The sequence below is a fragment of the Rhodospirillales bacterium genome, assembly GCA_016712595.1.
GTDB lineage: Bacteria > Pseudomonadota > Alphaproteobacteria > Rhodospirillales > Defluviicoccaceae > Defluviicoccus.
The window spans coordinates 1,958,445-1,974,098 of sequence record JADJQT010000001.1 but is presented as its reverse complement, the minus strand read 5'-3'; the positions used below and the strand labels follow the sequence as shown (position 1 = coordinate 1,974,098).

Annotated in this window: 9 protein-coding genes; 8 read left to right on the top strand and 1 reads right to left on the bottom strand. The window is 61.5% G+C overall.

Annotation, left to right across the window (positions count from 1 at the left end):
- Nucleotides 1–72 precede the first annotated feature (72 nt).
- Complete coding sequence (locus IPK66_08960; GenBank protein MBK8175366.1) at nt 73–1,611, top strand: CoA-acylating methylmalonate-semialdehyde dehydrogenase; 1,539 nt, start codon at nt 73–75, stop codon at nt 1,609–1,611.
- Between the two features lie 4 nt (nt 1,612–1,615).
- Here the strand turns inward: IPK66_08960 and IPK66_08955 are convergent, their stop codons facing one another.
- On the bottom strand, nt 1,616–3,328 hold the full coding sequence (locus tag IPK66_08955; protein ID MBK8175365.1) for a glycosyltransferase family 39 protein: 1,713 nt from the start codon (nt 3,326–3,328) through the stop codon (nt 1,616–1,618).
- A 268-nt stretch (nt 3,329–3,596) separates the two neighbouring features.
- Between IPK66_08955 and IPK66_08950 the strand changes: the two genes are divergently transcribed.
- From IPK66_08950 to IPK66_08920, 7 genes are all read left to right on the top strand, one after another.
- On the top strand, nt 3,597–4,562 hold the full coding sequence (locus IPK66_08950) for an ABC transporter ATP-binding protein (protein MBK8175364.1): 966 nt from the start codon (nt 3,597–3,599) through the stop codon (nt 4,560–4,562).
- On the top strand, nt 4,552–5,289 hold the full coding sequence (locus IPK66_08945) for an ABC transporter permease subunit (protein MBK8175363.1): 738 nt from the start codon (nt 4,552–4,554) through the stop codon (nt 5,287–5,289). The genes IPK66_08950 and IPK66_08945 overlap by 11 nt, the downstream gene beginning before the upstream one ends.
- A 50-nt stretch (nt 5,290–5,339) precedes the next feature.
- Nucleotides 5,340–7,301, top strand: coding sequence for a Gldg family protein (locus IPK66_08940; GenBank protein ID MBK8175362.1), 1,962 nt, complete (start codon nt 5,340–5,342; stop codon nt 7,299–7,301).
- Nucleotides 7,302–7,366: 65 nt separating this feature from the next.
- Nucleotides 7,367–8,371, top strand: a complete 1,005-nt coding sequence (locus IPK66_08935; GenBank protein MBK8175361.1) for a DUF4340 domain-containing protein — start codon at nt 7,367–7,369, stop codon at nt 8,369–8,371.
- A 177-nt stretch (nt 8,372–8,548) separates the two neighbouring features.
- Nucleotides 8,549–9,526: a peptidoglycan-binding protein gene (locus tag IPK66_08930; GenBank protein ID MBK8175360.1), complete on the top strand. Its 978-nt coding sequence runs from the start codon at nt 8,549–8,551 to the stop codon at nt 9,524–9,526.
- Between the two features lie 840 nt (nt 9,527–10,366).
- Nucleotides 10,367–12,745: a PQQ-dependent sugar dehydrogenase gene (locus tag IPK66_08925; protein MBK8175359.1), complete on the top strand. Its 2,379-nt coding sequence runs from the start codon at nt 10,367–10,369 to the stop codon at nt 12,743–12,745.
- Nucleotides 12,746–13,327: 582 nt separating this feature from the next.
- Entirely contained in the window at nt 13,328–15,589 is a 2,262-nt protein-coding gene (locus tag IPK66_08920) for a PQQ-dependent sugar dehydrogenase (protein ID MBK8175358.1), read from the top strand.
- The last annotated feature ends 65 nt before the right edge of the window (nt 15,590–15,654 follow it).

The window sequence follows — 15,654 nt, the reverse complement described above, 5'->3', positions numbered from 1 at the left end:
CCGGGCACGCGCGGAAAAGGCGCAGGCGGGGCGGCCAGCTGGGGTTTCTCCGGCCGAGGAAGGAGGAAGCAGATGGTAGACCAGATCCGGCACTTCATCGGTGGCGTGGCCGTGGACGGTCGCAGTGGTCGCTTTGCGCCGGTGTTTGATCCAGCAAGCGGCGACGTGCGCGCCCACGTTCCGCTCGCCGACGCCGGCGAGGTCGATGCCGCGGTAATGGCTGCAAAACAGGCGTTTCCCGCCTGGGCGGCGATGCCGGCGCTCAGCCGCGCGCGGGTGATGTTCCGCTTCAAAACATTGATCGAGCAGCATGCGGATGAGCTCGCGGCGCTGATTACCGCCGAGCACGGCAAGGTGGCGAGCGATGCTCGCGGCTCGCTGATGCGCGGCCTCGAGGTTGTCGAGTTCGCCTGCGGTATCCCGCACCACATCAAGGGCGAGTTCTCCGCCGGCATCGGCGCCGGCATGGATTGCTTTTCGCTGCGCGAGCCGCTGGGCGTCTGCGCCGGCATCACTCCGTTCAATTTTCCGGCGATGGTGCCGATGTGGATGTTCCCGCTCGCCATCGCCTGCGGCAACACCTTCGTGCTCAAGCCGTCGGAGAAAGTGCCGTCCTGCTCGCTGCGCCTGGCCGAGCTCCTCAGCGAAGCGGGATTGCCGGCAGGCGTGTTCAACGTGCTCGGCGGTGACGCCGTGGCGGTAAAGGCGCTTCTGACCCACCCGCAGGTCCGCGCGGTGAGCTTCGTGGGCTCGACGCCGGTCGCCCGCCGCATCTATGCCACCGCCGCGGCCGCCGGCAAGCGCGTGCAGGCCCTTGCCGGGGCTAAGAACCACATGGTGGTCATGCCGGATGCCGATCTCGACCTCGCCGTCGAGGCGCTGATGGGAGCGGCCTACGGGTCCGCCGGCGAGCGTTGCATGGCGGTCTCGGTCGCGGTTGCCGTAGGCGAGGTGGCTGAACCGCTGCGTGAACGGCTCGCCACGCGCGTTAGCACGCTGAAGATCGGCCCCGGCAGTGATCTCGACGCCGAGATGGGCCCGCTGATCACCGCCGAGCACCGCGCCAGAGTAGCGGAGATGATCGGCCTCGGCGTCCGGGAGGGCGCGGATCTCGTCGTCGATGGCCGGGGGCTGGTTCTATCCGGCCGCGAGAATGGCTTTTTTCTCGGCGGCACGCTATTCGACCGGGTTGCGCCGTCGATGCGCATCTATCAGGAGGAAATCTTCGGGCCCGTCCTGTGCATCGTGCGGGCCTCCGACCTTGCGAGCGCCATCGATCTGGTCAACGCCAACCGCTTCGGCAATGGCTCGGCCATCTTCACCCACTCGGGTGCGGCGGCGCGCGCGTTCACGGCGCGGGTGCAGGCGGGAATGGTCGGCGTCAACGTTGCGATTCCGGTGCCCCTCGCCTTTCACAGCTTCGGCGGCTGGAAGCATTCGCTGTTCGGCGACCATGCGATCCACGGGGCCGAGGGCGTGCGCTTTTACACCCGCCTCAAGACCGTCACCAGCCGCTGGCCGGATGCCGCCGGCGACGGGGACACGGCCTCGCCGGGACCCGAGACGCAGACCTCCGAGACGGGCGGATTTGCCATGCCGACCCTCGGTTGACGCCTCAGCGCGGGACGGTCCCCGTCGGCGCGCTGTCGATTGGTACGCTCCCAGGCATGCTTCCGGTCGAGGCTCCCCGCCCCGCCGCGCCGTCGCGACCCGAGGACTCGGGAACAGCGCGACCGCCGTCGGGCGGCGGCGAACGCCGGCGATAGAGCCGGCCGGTCCATTCTTCATCCCAGACGACGTCGTAATTCGCGTCCAGGTAGGCGATGACCTCCGGCCCATAGGGCGGCGTTTCCGGGAACATCCGCCGGTAGAACCGGCCGAGAAAAACATAGGCCGGATGCGCCGCGGCCAGCTGCCCGGGCAATGCCGCCCAGTACGACGGCGGCAACATCTCCCACGACCAGCCGTGGATCGGCAAGGCCTGCGCCCTTTGGGTGACGAGATAGACGAGCGGATTGCCGAGCACGTAGATCGGCTCTCCACCAGGCATGCGCAGCGAGGCGAACTTTTCGGCAACCCATCCGTAGTCCTTGCCGACGGCACGGCGGTAGCCTTCGAGGCCGATGCGCTGGCTGCTAAACATCATCTGGTAGAAAGCCTGGCTCTGCGCATCGAACGATACGACCATCGCCCCCGCCGCCGGCAAGACCAGGAACAAGGACAATACCGCCGGCGAAAGCGCGCGCACAGGCGGCTGGCGCTCCCCACCCCCCGTTAACGTCGGCACTGACGCTGTGGTGAGACGGGTCAGCAGCAGGTCGATCCCTCGTGCGGCAAGCACCGCGCCGGGCACGAACAGCAAGAAGAAATGATACTTCCAGAACGCGTTGAACTGCACGACGATCAGCAGGCAGGCAACGATGATCCAAACGATCATCTGGCGCATGAGCGCCGGCTCGTCGCGACGCAGAGCGCGCAGCACCGGTAGGACGGCGAACACCAGCCAGGAACCGAGACAGACGGCGTACCACTTGATGTCGCGGAGCAAGCGTCCGAAAGGCGCGACCACCGGCGCCGCCTGAAGCGAGTCGAACGGAAAGACGAAGCTGATCCAGATCAGCGCGTCGAGCGTGCCTTGCTGCAGGAGGAAAAGGCAGACCGGCAGTAGGACCGCGGCAACGCCCACGGTATAGGGGATGCCGAGCGCGAACGCGGTGCGCAGCAGTGTCATCGGCCGGCGATCGTCGGCGGTATCGACGATCGCCAGCAGTACCATGACCACGAAGATCGGCGCGTACGGCAGCTTGAAGACGACGCAGACGGCGGCGAGCGCCCCCGCCACCAGTCGCGCGAGATGCGCCTGCGGACCACTTCGATAACGCCGGACCAGCATCCAGCAGGACAGGAACATCGGAAACGCGACGAGCATTTCCACCTGGGTAAGTTCCTGCGCGCCGGCGAAGGTGTAGTAACTGCCGATCGATGCGATTGCCGCGGCGCTGCCGAGCCACGGATGGCGGAAGGTCCGGCGAAGACACAAGATGAGGGTCAGCGCGAAGGCCAGCATCCAAACGAGTTCGAATTCCTTGATTCCGAGCGAATCGAAGCCGAAAAGCCGCCCGCCGGCGAGATAGAACCAGAAAATCCCGGGCTGCTTGAGGTCCCAGACATCGACGTAGAGAACACCGCCCTTATCGATCACCTCGGCGGTATAGAGGAACAGCGCCTGATCACCGTCGAACGGGGTAAACAGCTTGAGACCGCCGACGAGGCCGACCACTGTCAGCGCAACGATCGCCCATATCAGTTCGGTCGTAGGCGCACTCACGCGCCGGACCGACGAAAGCGGCGGGGCTGATTGGGCAAGTGTTTGATTCATCAGGTGTCCGCTGTGCTGCAATTGCGAAGGCGGGCGGACTTTAGCAGAGCGTCCGACAAGGTCGAGAGACTTCTTGCCGAACGCGCCAGGGTCCGAGATACCGGCGTCCGGCGTTGAAGGGCGCTTGCGTTCCGGGACAAACTGGCTTATGTGCCCGCCGCGATTTCAGTGCAGCGCTCACGGCTCGGAGCGCGCGGCACGTTCGGAAAGGCTGGAGATGATTGTTCTCGATCGCCTGACGAAGATGTTTGGCTCACTGACCGCCGTTGACGGCATTTCGCTGCGGGTCGCCGAAGGCGAAGTGTTGGGCTTTCTCGGACCCAACGGCGCCGGCAAGACCACCACCATGCGAATGATCGCGGGATTTCTCGAACCCACCGCCGGGTCCGTCGCCGTCTGCGGTTTCGATCTCGCCCGCCATCCGATCGACGCCAAGCGACGAATCGGTTATTTGCCGGAAGGTGCGCCGCTTTACGGCGATATGACCTGTCGCGGGTTCCTGAACTTCGTCGCCGACGTGCGCGGTTTTGGTGCGGCGGAACGCCGGCGTCGAATTGACGAGGTGGTGGCGATGATCGAACTCGCCGAAGTCCTCGACCGGCCGATCGAAACGCTGTCGAAAGGGTTCAAGCGCCGGGTCGGTCTCGCCCAGGCGCTGATCCACGATCCGGCGGTGCTCATTCTCGACGAGCCGACCGACGGCCTCGATCCCAATCAAAAGCATCACGTGCGCGCGCTGATCCGCTCGATGGCGGCGAAAAAATCCATCGTCGTCTCGACCCACATCCTCGAAGAGGTGGAGGCGGTCTGCACCCGTGCGGTGGTCATCGCCGATGGACAACTGGTCGCCGATGGCACCGCCGAGCAACTCCTGCGCCGCCTGCCCGAACACAACGCCGTGATCGTCGATGTCCCGATCGGCGAGGCGGCGATCGCGCGCGGCGCCTTGGCAGCGCTGTGCGACAGCGAGGGCACGCAGCTTTGCGAGACCAGCACCGACGAGCTCGCCAGCTTCCGGCTTATATCCCGTTCGCCCGGAGGTCGGCAGGCCTCGCTCGCCGACGTGGCGCACTGCCTCAAGACGACCGGGGTGACGATCGAATCGCTGCGCTGCGAGCGCGGCCGGCTCGACGACGTTTTCCGGCTGCTGACCACGAAGACCGAGGTCGATCATGCTGCGTGAGACCGGTGCGGTGGCGAAGCGGGAGCTGGGAGGGTACTTCTCCACGCCCGTGGCGTACGTCTTCATCGTCATCTTCCTGGCGGTGGCGAGCGCCCTGACATTTTATGTCGGCGGATTCTTCGAACGTCAGCAGGCCAGCCTCGAGCCGTTCTTCTCGTTCCATCCGTGGCTCTACCTGTTTCTCATTCCCGCCGTCTCCATGCGGCTGTGGGCGGAAGAGCGCAAGAGCGGGACGGTCGAGCTGCTGATGACCATGCCGTTGTCGTCAAGCATGGCTGTCGTCGGCAAGTTCGTCGCCGCGTGGCTGTTCATCGGCGTCGCGTTGATTCTGACTTTCCCGCTGTGGATCACGGTGAATGTGTTGGGAGAACCCGACAACGGCGTCATCGTCGCCGGCTACCTCGGCAGCTTCCTGATGGCGGGGGCGTTTCTCGCCATCGGGTCGTGCATGTCGGCGTTTACCCGCAATCAGGTGGTCGCCTTCATCCTCGCCGCCGCAGTTTGCTTCCTGTTCTGCATGGCCGGTCTCGAGCTGGTGCAGGACGTCGTCCAACAGGTCTTTCCGCCGGTCGTCGCCGAGACGGTTGCCGGCCTTAGTTTCCTCAGCCGGTTCGCCGCCATCGTCAAAGGTGTCATCGACGCGCGCGATATCGTCTTTTTCGTATCGATGATCCTCTTCTGGCTGTTCGCCACGGTCGTTGCGCTCGATTCCGAGCGCGCACGCTGACATTCGGGAACGACGCTATGCAGTGGCTGCGCAAATACGAAGGATCCCGCTTGGCGATCGCCGGACTGTGCGTCGCAGCGGTCCTGTTCCTCGCGGTCAACGTTCTCGCCAACGCCGAATTCCGCGGCGCGCAGGTCGACCTGACCGAGGGCAACCTTTACACCGTCGCGCAGGGGACCCGCCAGCTGCTCGGATCGCTCGACGAGCCGGTGCAACTGCGCCTTTACTTCACGCCGCGACTTGGTGAGGTCGCGCCACGCTACGCCGCGTACGATGCGCGTGTCCGCGAACTACTCGAGCGCTACGTGACCATGTCCAATGGCAAGCTGCAGTTGCAGATGCTCGAGCCGGAGCCGTTCTCCGACGCCGAGGACCGGGCGGTGGCGGATGGCCTGCAAGGCGTGCCACTTAGTCAATCCGGCGAGCAAGGTTATTTCGGGCTCGCCGGCAGCAACGCTGAAGACGGTCGCGCGGTCATTCCCTTCTTCAACCTCGAGCGTGAGTCATTCCTCGAATACGACCTTACCAAACTCATCTACGGTCTCGCCAATTCCAAGCGGCCGACGCTCGGCGTGATTTCGGCGCTGCCGAACGATATGCCCGGCGGTCATCCGGCGGCGACGCCGCCGCCCTTGATGATCTTCGATCACATCCGCGATTTCTTCACCGTCGAGGACCTCGAGGTGGATGTGGCGGAAATTCCGTCCAACATCGATGTCTTGCTGGTTCTCGATCTGAATGGCGTAAGCGATCAGACGGTGCGCGCGATCGATCGCTTCGTGCACGATGGCGGCAAGGCGCTCGTCTTTGTCGATCCGCTGATCGAATCGTCCGGAGGGCGACCGAAGTCCGAAGAAGCAGCGCCGGCTGAGGATGTCACGGCACTGCTGAAAGCGTGGGGCATCGAAGAGGTCGACGGCAAGGTCGCGGGCGATCTCGATGCGGCACGGCGGGTTTCGACCAGCAACCGCGCCGGCGGCGCCGGTGACTACCTGCCATGGCTGACACTGGGGCGCACGAACGTCGACGAGGGCGATCCGGTGATGGCGAACGTCGAGCGACTGAACCTCGCCAGCGCCGGCATCCTGCAGTCTCTGGGCACAGCCGGATTGACGGTCACGCCGTTGATTTCCACCGGGCCGCGCTCGATGCCGATCGACGTCGAGAAGGTTCGCGGTACCATGCCCGACATCATGGGACTGCTTGCCAGCTTCAAGTCGAGCGGAAAGCCGCTGATGCTCGCCGCGCGGATCTCCGGCAACGCGCCAGAAGCGTTCTCAGCCGACGCCGAGGCTGCGGCACCCGAGAAGCCGGCATCCGGGAAGACGCCTGAGGTCAGCGGAAATCCGGGGACGGCACCGGACACGGCCAGCGATGGCAAGGCGGCATCCCCCGCAGCCGATGTCCAGCCGGAGCGCAAGCCGATCCAGGTGATCGTCGTCGCCGATGCCGACATGCTCTACGATCGCTTCTGGGTGCAGAGTTCGGATTTCTTCGGCGAACGTGTGGACGTACCAACGGCGAGCAACGCCGATTTCGTCATCAACGCGCTGGAAAACCTCGCCGATGCCGATGCCCTGGTCGGGCTGCGCGGCCGGGGGACATCCTATCGTCCGTTCACCCTGGTCGAGGAGCTTCGCCGTGACGCGGAAGCGCGCTACCGGGCGAAAGAGCAGGAGCTGCAGCAGCGGCTGAGCGAAATTCAGCAGCAACTGGAAGGAATCCAGCAGCGCGGTGGCGCGCAGGGAGAAGGGGCGCAGGGCGGCGAACTCTTGTTGAGTGCCGAGGACAAGGCGGCGATCGAGCGCTTCCGCGGCGAGATGCTGTCCGTGCGCAAGGATCTCCGCGATGTTCAGCATGCGCTCCGCAGCGACATCGAACGGCTGGAAGACCGGGTGAAGTTCATTAACATCGCTGCCGTACCCATTTTCTTGTGCGGCATCGGTGGGGTGATGGCCCTCGTCCGGCGAGCCAAACGCTCGCGGGCGAAACGCCAGACGAAGAACGGGTAACGCCGGCCTGACGGCGGGCGGACCCACGAGTGGACGGCACGACGGAACGACCAGGACGAGGAAGCATGCGCGCGCGATCCTTTTTGATACTGAGCGCGGTCACGCTCGTCGTCACGGCAGCAGCCGTGGCCGCGGTGGTGGAGCAGGACCGTCCGCATTCGGCGATCGAGACCAGTGGTCCCATGCTGCCAGGCCTCGCCGACCAGCTCGGCGAGGTGGCGGCGATCGTCCTACGCGACGCCGATCGGACACTGACGATCAAGCGCGGCGATAGCGGCTGGGGCATCGCCGAGTTAAACGATTATCCCGTGCCGACTGACAAGGTCCGCGAAATCGCTCGTGCGCTCGTCCAGCTCGAAAAGGTCGAGGCAAAAACAATGCGCGCGGATCGCTACGCGCGGATTGGCGTCGAGGACGTTGCAAAAGGCGCAACCTCGAAAGAGGTCGATTTGCAAAACGCGGCCGGCGAGCCCCTGGCCCGGCTGATTGTCGGGACCTTCGCCGCGGCGGCGGGCGCCGAGGGCGCGACGTTCGTGCGCATTCCCGGCGATGAGCGCGCGTGGCTCGCGCGCGGCACTGTGCATGTCAATCTCGATCCGCGCGACTGGGTTGACCGTCATCTGATCGCAGTCCCCGCGACGGATATTCGCGAGGTGCGCATCGTTCGTGCCGACCGGAAAACGCTGACCGTCGTTCGCGAGGGCGGCGATACCGGTGCCTTCCACTTCGCCGAGATGCCGGCGGGAGCCAAGCTCAAGCGTCCGGACGCGGTGCAGTCGATCGTGGAGACGTTTGGCGACATATCACTCGAAGATCTGAAACCGAAAGCCGAGCTCACCTTGCCAGCCGACAAGACAATTCACATCACCGTAACGCGGGTGGACGGGACACACCTCGCGTTCGCGATGGCGGACATTGACGGGGCCCGCTGGATAATATTTGAGGACGGCAAGGAACCGGCGACGTTGCCCGCCGCCGGCCATGGCATGGCGTTTCAAATTCCTACCTGGAAGGTTACCCCGCTCGAACGTCAGCCACAGGACCTGTACGAACCGGCGTCCGGATCCTGACCGCACGTTAGTCGGGCGGGCGATCTCGTGACTGGCGATCGATACGATCTTGGCGTGCGTGTTTTGGCGCGATCGCCTCTGCGCCGTTGCGTCTTCGTTCTGACGCCTTATCTTTGACCCTTATGGGGTTTATTCACGGCGGTTGACAAATTCTTGCCACATCGTTTCTGTGCTCCCATGGTGCGCTTGCACGATCGGATCGAGAAGATGGGGCGCCTCGGCATCGCCGGATTGTTGTGTCTGGTTCTTGCCGCGTTGATTGCCGACATGATGTCGGGCCAGAGGTGCGTCGGACTTTTCGTCGGCTGGCCGGCCGCGCGAACTCCCTGCTTTGGGCTGCGCGAGCCGCGGCTCATTGACGCAAAGCCGCGACACTCGGACGAGGTTCGGGCTGGACACGTCCCCTCCCCCTCGTCGACCACACCTGACGAAGACTGGACGCAGGCTGTGCGCGGCGTTCTGGAGGCTCGTCGGGAAAGCGCGTTGCATGGGCACGACCGCCCCAACGACGATGCGCGGACAGACACCGAGCGACGTAACCGTGCCGACGAGGTCGACTGGCTGGGCGTACCCCCCGAGGTAATCCGCAAATTGCCGGTGGCGGAGGGTGCGCCGCACGAACGCAGTAACGCCATTGCGGATCAAGAGATGCCATCGGCGCGTCCACCCCGGCCAAACGTTCAGCCGCGACTGATCGCTGCCGCGCAGCGGCGGCTGGCTTCCCTCGGATATGACCCGGGGCCGGTGGATGGGCGCCTCGGACGACAGACGTATGCCGCGATACGGGAATTCCAGCGTGACTCGCACCTACCTGACAACGGCGTGATCAATGCAGCCCTGCTCGCGCGCCTTGAGGCGGTGGAGAATGTCCACGTCCAGTTGCGCCAGCAGGAACTGGAGGCCATGGACCCAGCGCCCAAGGATGCGAGTGAACCGGCGCGTGCCCGCGATTTGTTCGGCTCCCTGCTCGGCGGTTTCCAGCGACTGCTCGGCAAGGATTTCGACAGCGTCAAACGCCCCGACGAAGTGCGCTCCTACTGTCGGACGAACGCAGCGACGTGGATCTACGATTTCGGCCGGGAAGCGTTTGTCTACTGCGGCAACGTCATCGCCGAACAGGGGGCCTCCGCTATTCAGCATGCATCGGACCGCTGAACGGCGTCGTTTGCGCGTACACTCCCTCTTGCCTAAGCGCTTCTACGCCCTCGCAGGTTAAGCGGGCGTTGCGCGTTCTGAAGCGCGCAATTTCGATCTCCATACCGACTCCACAGCGCGCCTCGCTTCGGAATGCGATGGGCGGTTGACGTCTGCCTGTTTGCTGCGCCGCTTTGGACACATGGCGGCGAGTGTGAGCCAGTTCCTACACGGTGGCTGTTCGTCCGTGATAAGACAGCGATCCAAAGATCGAGATAGGGCAAAGAACACGGGCACACACGGTCAAATTGAGTCAACAACTCGATAAATATTACCCAATTGAAGCAATATGGCCCCACCTTGGGGACTCGACAAAACAACAACCGCAAGGTAGTTGACATTTATGATTTGTTATGTTGAATATGCAAAATACATTAGATTTATGTCTGTGTGTTCTGGATGTTTAATTGTCATTTTGTATATAGATACTTGAAACAACTTTATTTACGGATTAACAATCCTTCGCTTTATTTTATCACATCAAAAATAATAACATAATTGTAAGTTAATATTAAAGATTTGTTTTATTAATGATATCTATATTTTTAAATTAAGTTAAGAAAATAGACATTTGATTTGATATTTTGTTTTCACTCTGATGTTCGGAGAACAGAGCTTATGTCCAAAACATTTAGTCTGGGCATGCGAGCCCCTTGGTGTTGCGCCATCGTTCTGGCTCTCCTGTCGGTTGTTCCCGTGGCATCCGTATATGCTCATAGTCCTTTTGCGGCGCTCGACGCACGGCCGACGAACAAGACGTGCCTTGCGGGCGACGCGCCGCAGTCCACGACTTCTGTCAAATTGACTCCGGCGTTCACCGAACTTGGCGGCCGGCGTCCGTTCGCCATGCGAGTCTCCCCGCTGGACCCGAAACGCTTCTATTACGTGACGCGCACAGGGCTCATGTACACCATGATCAAGGGTGACACGAAGGCGCCGGTGCTGGCGCTCGACATCACCGATGAGATCGGCACCATCGATCATACCAATGCCTATAGCCCCGGCGGCTCGGAGGAGTTTGGCATCGCCAGCTTCACCTTTGATCCCGATTTTGCGCACAATGGCTGGGTGTTCGTCGTCTTCAACGGCCGGCAGGCGAACGAATCAACGACAACGTCCTATCTCGCTCGCTTCACCTTGAAAGCCGACGGCCTGACGCTCAACCGCGACAGCCAGTTGATCATCCTCAAACAGGTCCAGGGGACGAGCTGGCTGCACCATTTCGGCGATGTCGAATTCGGTCCCGACGGCTTCCTTTACCTCTCGTCCGGCGACGGCACCCTCAACGGGGCGGCCTATTTCGACGACATCCGGGCGCAGAATCTCGACGACCTGCACGGAAAGATCCTCCGGCTCAACGTCGCCAACAGCACCGCCACGAAGCCCTATACCATTCCCGCGAGCAATCCGTTCGTCGGCGTGGCCGGGGCGCGGGGAGAAATTTACGCTTATGGGTTTCGCAATCCGTGGCGGATGTCGTTCGATACGGTCACTGGGAATCTCTGGCTCGGCGACGTCGGCGACGCGCAGTACGAGGAAGTCAATATCGTCGAGCAGGGGGGCAACTACGGCTGGCCAATATTCGAGGGAACGAACTGCCGCGTCACCGCGCAATGCGGATCCACCACAACCAAGGCGCCGGTGCATGTCGTTTCGCACAACGGCGAGTCGATCGCTGTGATCGGTGGTTTCGTCTACCACGGGTCGGCGATTCCGTCGCTTTCCGGCAAGTACATCTTCCGCGTCTACGGCCGAAACGAGCTCTACGCCCTGACGTCGAACGGCGGGACCTATACGGCGGAGCTGATCATCGACAATACGCCAAATATGAATAGCTTTTTTACGGATGCGGATCAGGAGATCTACAGCACCGACATGGACGGCAACGTCTATCAGCTTGTTCCGTCGTCCACAACCGGAGGCAGCGGCACCTTTCCGGCATTACTGTCGCAGACGGGGTGCGTGCGCCCATCCAAGCCTACGGTTGCAGCAGTGGCGATGGTCCCCTACGGCGTGAATTCACAGCTCTGGTCGGACGGAGCAGGCAAGAAGCGCTGGGTGGCCCTGCCCGATGGCAAGACCGTGACCATCGATTCCGACGGCGATTTCGACTTCCCGACGGGCTCGGTGCTGATGAAATCGTTTCTCTTTCAGGGGAAGCCGTTCGAGACGCGGCTGTTGAAGCATCACAACGACGGAACGTGGACGGGCACGACCTACAAGTGGAAGAGCGATCTGTCCGACGCGACCCTGGTGCCGGCAGGGGGTGAGGACATCACGGTCAAGGCCAACGCGACAAAGACCATCAACTGGCACCTGCCCAGCCGCAGCGAGTGCACGCTCTGCCATACGGCCGCGGCAAAGCACGCGCTCGGGCCGAACGTCGCCCAGCTCAACGGCTTCTTCGCCTATCCCAACGCGAACAACAAGGTCGGCCAGCAGCTCGCGACGTGGAGTGACATCGGCATGTTTTCCGCCGCCTTGCCTGGAGCGCTCTATGACCTGCCGACGCTCTCGGCCCCCTGGGCAAAGGGCGTATCCAACGTCCGTCGCGCCCGCAGCTCCCTCGAAGCCAATTGCGCCCACTGTCATCGTCCCGGCAACGACATCCGCGCGACGATGGATCTGCGCTTTGGCACGGATATCAGTGAGATGGCCATCTGCAATGAAGCTCCCCGGATCAGCGATCTCGGCATCGCCGGTGCCAAGCTGCTGGCGCCCGGTCATCCGGAGAGCTCGATCATTCCGGCGCGCGTTTCCCTGCGCGGTGAAAACCAGATGCCACCGCTGGGAACGTTCATTACCGACGGCACGGCCACGCTGCTCAACGGCTGGATCAAACGCGGTGATGTATGCAGCGCGGTGCCGGATAACGATGGCGATAGCGTGCCAAACAATGCCGATAACTGCTTGAACATCGCCAATGCCAACCAGCTCGACTCCGATTCGGATAAATTCGGTGACCGCTGCGATGGAGACTTCAACAATGATTATGTGACCGACGACACCGATCGGGAACTTATTACGCAGGCAGTGGGTTCTTCATTTGGAGATGCGGAATACCGCACCAACTACGACTTTGACCTCAACGGGCGCGTTGATGATGATGATCTTTACTACTTCAACCATATGCTGGCAGGGCATCCGCCCGGCGCATCCGGGTTCGCCAAAGTTCCGTAATATTTATCTGGAAATGGCGCAATAAATATCGGCGGCTCAATGCAAGTTGAGCCGCTTTTTGTCTTTTGTATTATCGTGATTAAAATATAGTGAAGTAATTCATATTATTTATCAAAACATCTGCCACTGTTACGTCACATTTGATACCGCAATTGATGCAATCAATGATCAAAAATGCACGTTTTCCTACGCGTAGCACTTATTACTTGTTTTTAACAATGACGCCTGTTATTAACAAAATATTATTTATGTAACGTGTGACGACTGATGCTAATGCTGGGGGAAGCTATGAGCATGCACCCACGACGACCCTCTCGAGCACTGATTTTGTATGCCCTTGCTGGGATGTGGTTGGCGTGTACGTTCGCGCCACAAAATTCGAAAGCTCAAACCATCAGCCCTTTGGCCGGCTATTTATCGCGGCCGTCGAATCCAACATGCCTTGCTGGCGATGCGCCGGCAGTAACGTCGACGGTTCAAGCTAATCAGGTATTTTCTGATATAACATCCTACAAGGGATTCGATTTTCGCGCATCACCAACAGATAAATCGCGATTTTATTTAATAAATCGATCAGGATATATGTATACGTTTATTTCAGGTCAGACACCTGATCTTGCGCTCAATATCAGCGCGCGGATTGGTGCTTTGAATGACAGCAACGATTATGCGGATGGTGGATCAGAGCAGTGGGGGCTGGTCAGTTTCGCCTTTCATCCCGAGTTTGCTAGTAATCCTGCTCGCCGTTGGGTATTCGTCCTTTACAATGCCCGGCAGGCAAACGAGGTCACGCCGACCTCATACGTCGCGCGCTATACGCTGACGGCGGATGGAACAACATTTGATCCTGCCTCTGAACTTATCGTTTTGAGACAGCCGCAGACCAATGGGCTCAATCATCACTTCGGCCATCTGGCTTTCGGCCCGGACGGCTATTTGTATATCGGCAGCGGCGACGGCTCGGCCAGCTTCGCAGCGATCCGCTCTCAGGATACGAGTGACCTGCGCGGCAAGCTGCTGCGCATTGATGTCGACAACGGCACGGCGGCTGCCCCCTATGCCATTCCACCCAACAATCCGTGGAAGAATGTTGCCGGCGCCCGGCCGGAACTCTATGCGATCGGGTTGCGCAATCCTTGGCGGTTCTCGTTCGACAAGCAGAGCGGGCAGCTTTGGCTCGGCGATGTCGGCGGATCGGGAAGCGAGGAGATCAACATCATCACCCGCGGTGGCAACTACGGCTGGAACATCTATGAAGGCAGGGACTGTCTGAATGCCGCTCAGTGTGCGACGCCCGTTGAACTGCCGATCTTCACCATCCCGACAATCAGCCCGACGGCGATCATTGGCGGCTTCGTCTATCGCGGAAACGCCATCCCCTATTTGAACGGACGGTACGTTTTCGCCGTGTACGGCCAGCGCAAACTCTACGCGCTGAGCAAGAGTAACGGTGCCTACACCGCGGAGCTGATCCTCGACAACGCACCCAATTTCGATACGCTGTTCACCGACGCTGACGGCGAGATCTACGGCGTCGAGGTGCCAGGAGAGGGCACCGTCTATAAGATCGTTCCGGCCGTCGCCTCCGCGTCGTCCGCACAGATACCGCAACTCCTCTCGGAAACCGGTTGCATCGTGCCCACCTCGCCGCTCGGCACCGTACCCGGAATGATTCCCTATACGGTAAACGCACAGCTGTGGTCCGATGGCGCAGCGAAGCGGCGCTGGGTCGCGCTTCCGGACGGCGCACAGATCACCATCGGCGATAACGGCGACTTCGAATTTCCCATCGGAACCGTCCTGATGAAGATGTTTCTTTATCAGCGCTACAAGCCGTTCGAAACGCGCCTGCTCAAGCGTCATACCGACGGCTCATGGGCGGGCTACTCCTATGAGTGGAAAGCCGATCTCTCGGATGCCGTACTCGTGCCTGCCGAAGGCAAGACGATCGACGTTAAGACCGCCGCCGGTTCATCGGTTCACTGGCATCTGCCGTCGCGCAGCCAGTGCCTGCTCTGCCACACCGCAGCGGCGGGCTATGTGCTCGGGCCGCGTATCGCGCAGCTCAACAGCATGTACGATTATGAAAGAACCGGCCGCAAGGGCCACCAGTTGGTCACCTGGAACGCCATGGGCCTGTTCGCCAACGGCCTGCCGGCTGCCGTTGCCGATCTGCCGGCGCTGTCCGGACCATTTCAACCGAAGGTCAACGCCGTGCGTCGGGCACGCAGCCATCTTGACGCGAACTGCGGCTCCCTGTGTCATCGTCCCAACGTCGACATCCGCCCGACGATGGATCTGCGCTATAGCACGGACATTCAAGCGATGAACGTGTGCAATGTCGACCCGCTGGTCAGCGATCTTGGCCTTACTGGCGCCAAGTTACTTGATCCGCTCAGTCCGGCGACATCGCTTCTGTGGATACGCATGCAACTGCGCGGCAACGGCCAGATGCCGCCGCTGGCCACGACGATTGCTGATCCGACGGCCGTCGTCGTCGAGAACTGGGTTAATCGCGCGAGTGTGTGCGACGTCCCGACCGACAGCGACGGTGACGGTGTGCCGGATGACGCCGATAACTGCACCTTCGTCGCCAACGCCAGCCAGTGGGACAGCGACAACGACGGCTACGGCGACCGATGCGACGGCGACTTCAACAACAATGGCTATGCCGGCCCGATTGATCAGGGGATGATCACCGCCGCTCTCGGCGCTCAGAACGGCGACGGCGCTTATTCGACAATGTACGATTTCAATCTAGACGGGTATATCAACGCTGATGACGTCAACTATTTCAACAGCAAGCTGATGGGGCACGCCCCCGGACCCACCGCCCCGCAATAACGCTCCCGCTCTTGCTGGCGCACGGTTGATCGCAGCGATGTGACCGTGCGTGGCAAGAACGGTTG

What these genes read in the sequence shown, in the direction of transcription:
- IPK66_08960 (MBK8175366.1), top strand. Translation starts at nt 73, where the DNA reads ATGGTAGACCAGATCCGGCACTTCATCGGTGGCGTGGCCGTGGACGGT.
- IPK66_08930 (MBK8175360.1), top strand. Translation starts at nt 8,549, where the DNA reads ATGGTGCGCTTGCACGATCGGATCGAGAAGATGGGGCGCCTCGGCATC.
- IPK66_08935 (MBK8175361.1), top strand. Translation starts at nt 7,367, where the DNA reads ATGCGCGCGCGATCCTTTTTGATACTGAGCGCGGTCACGCTCGTCGTC.
- IPK66_08920 (MBK8175358.1), top strand. Translation starts at nt 13,328, where the DNA reads ATGTATACGTTTATTTCAGGTCAGACACCTGATCTTGCGCTCAATATC.
- IPK66_08950 (MBK8175364.1), top strand. Translation starts at nt 3,597, where the DNA reads ATGATTGTTCTCGATCGCCTGACGAAGATGTTTGGCTCACTGACCGCC.
- IPK66_08945 (MBK8175363.1), top strand. Translation starts at nt 4,552, where the DNA reads ATGCTGCGTGAGACCGGTGCGGTGGCGAAGCGGGAGCTGGGAGGGTAC.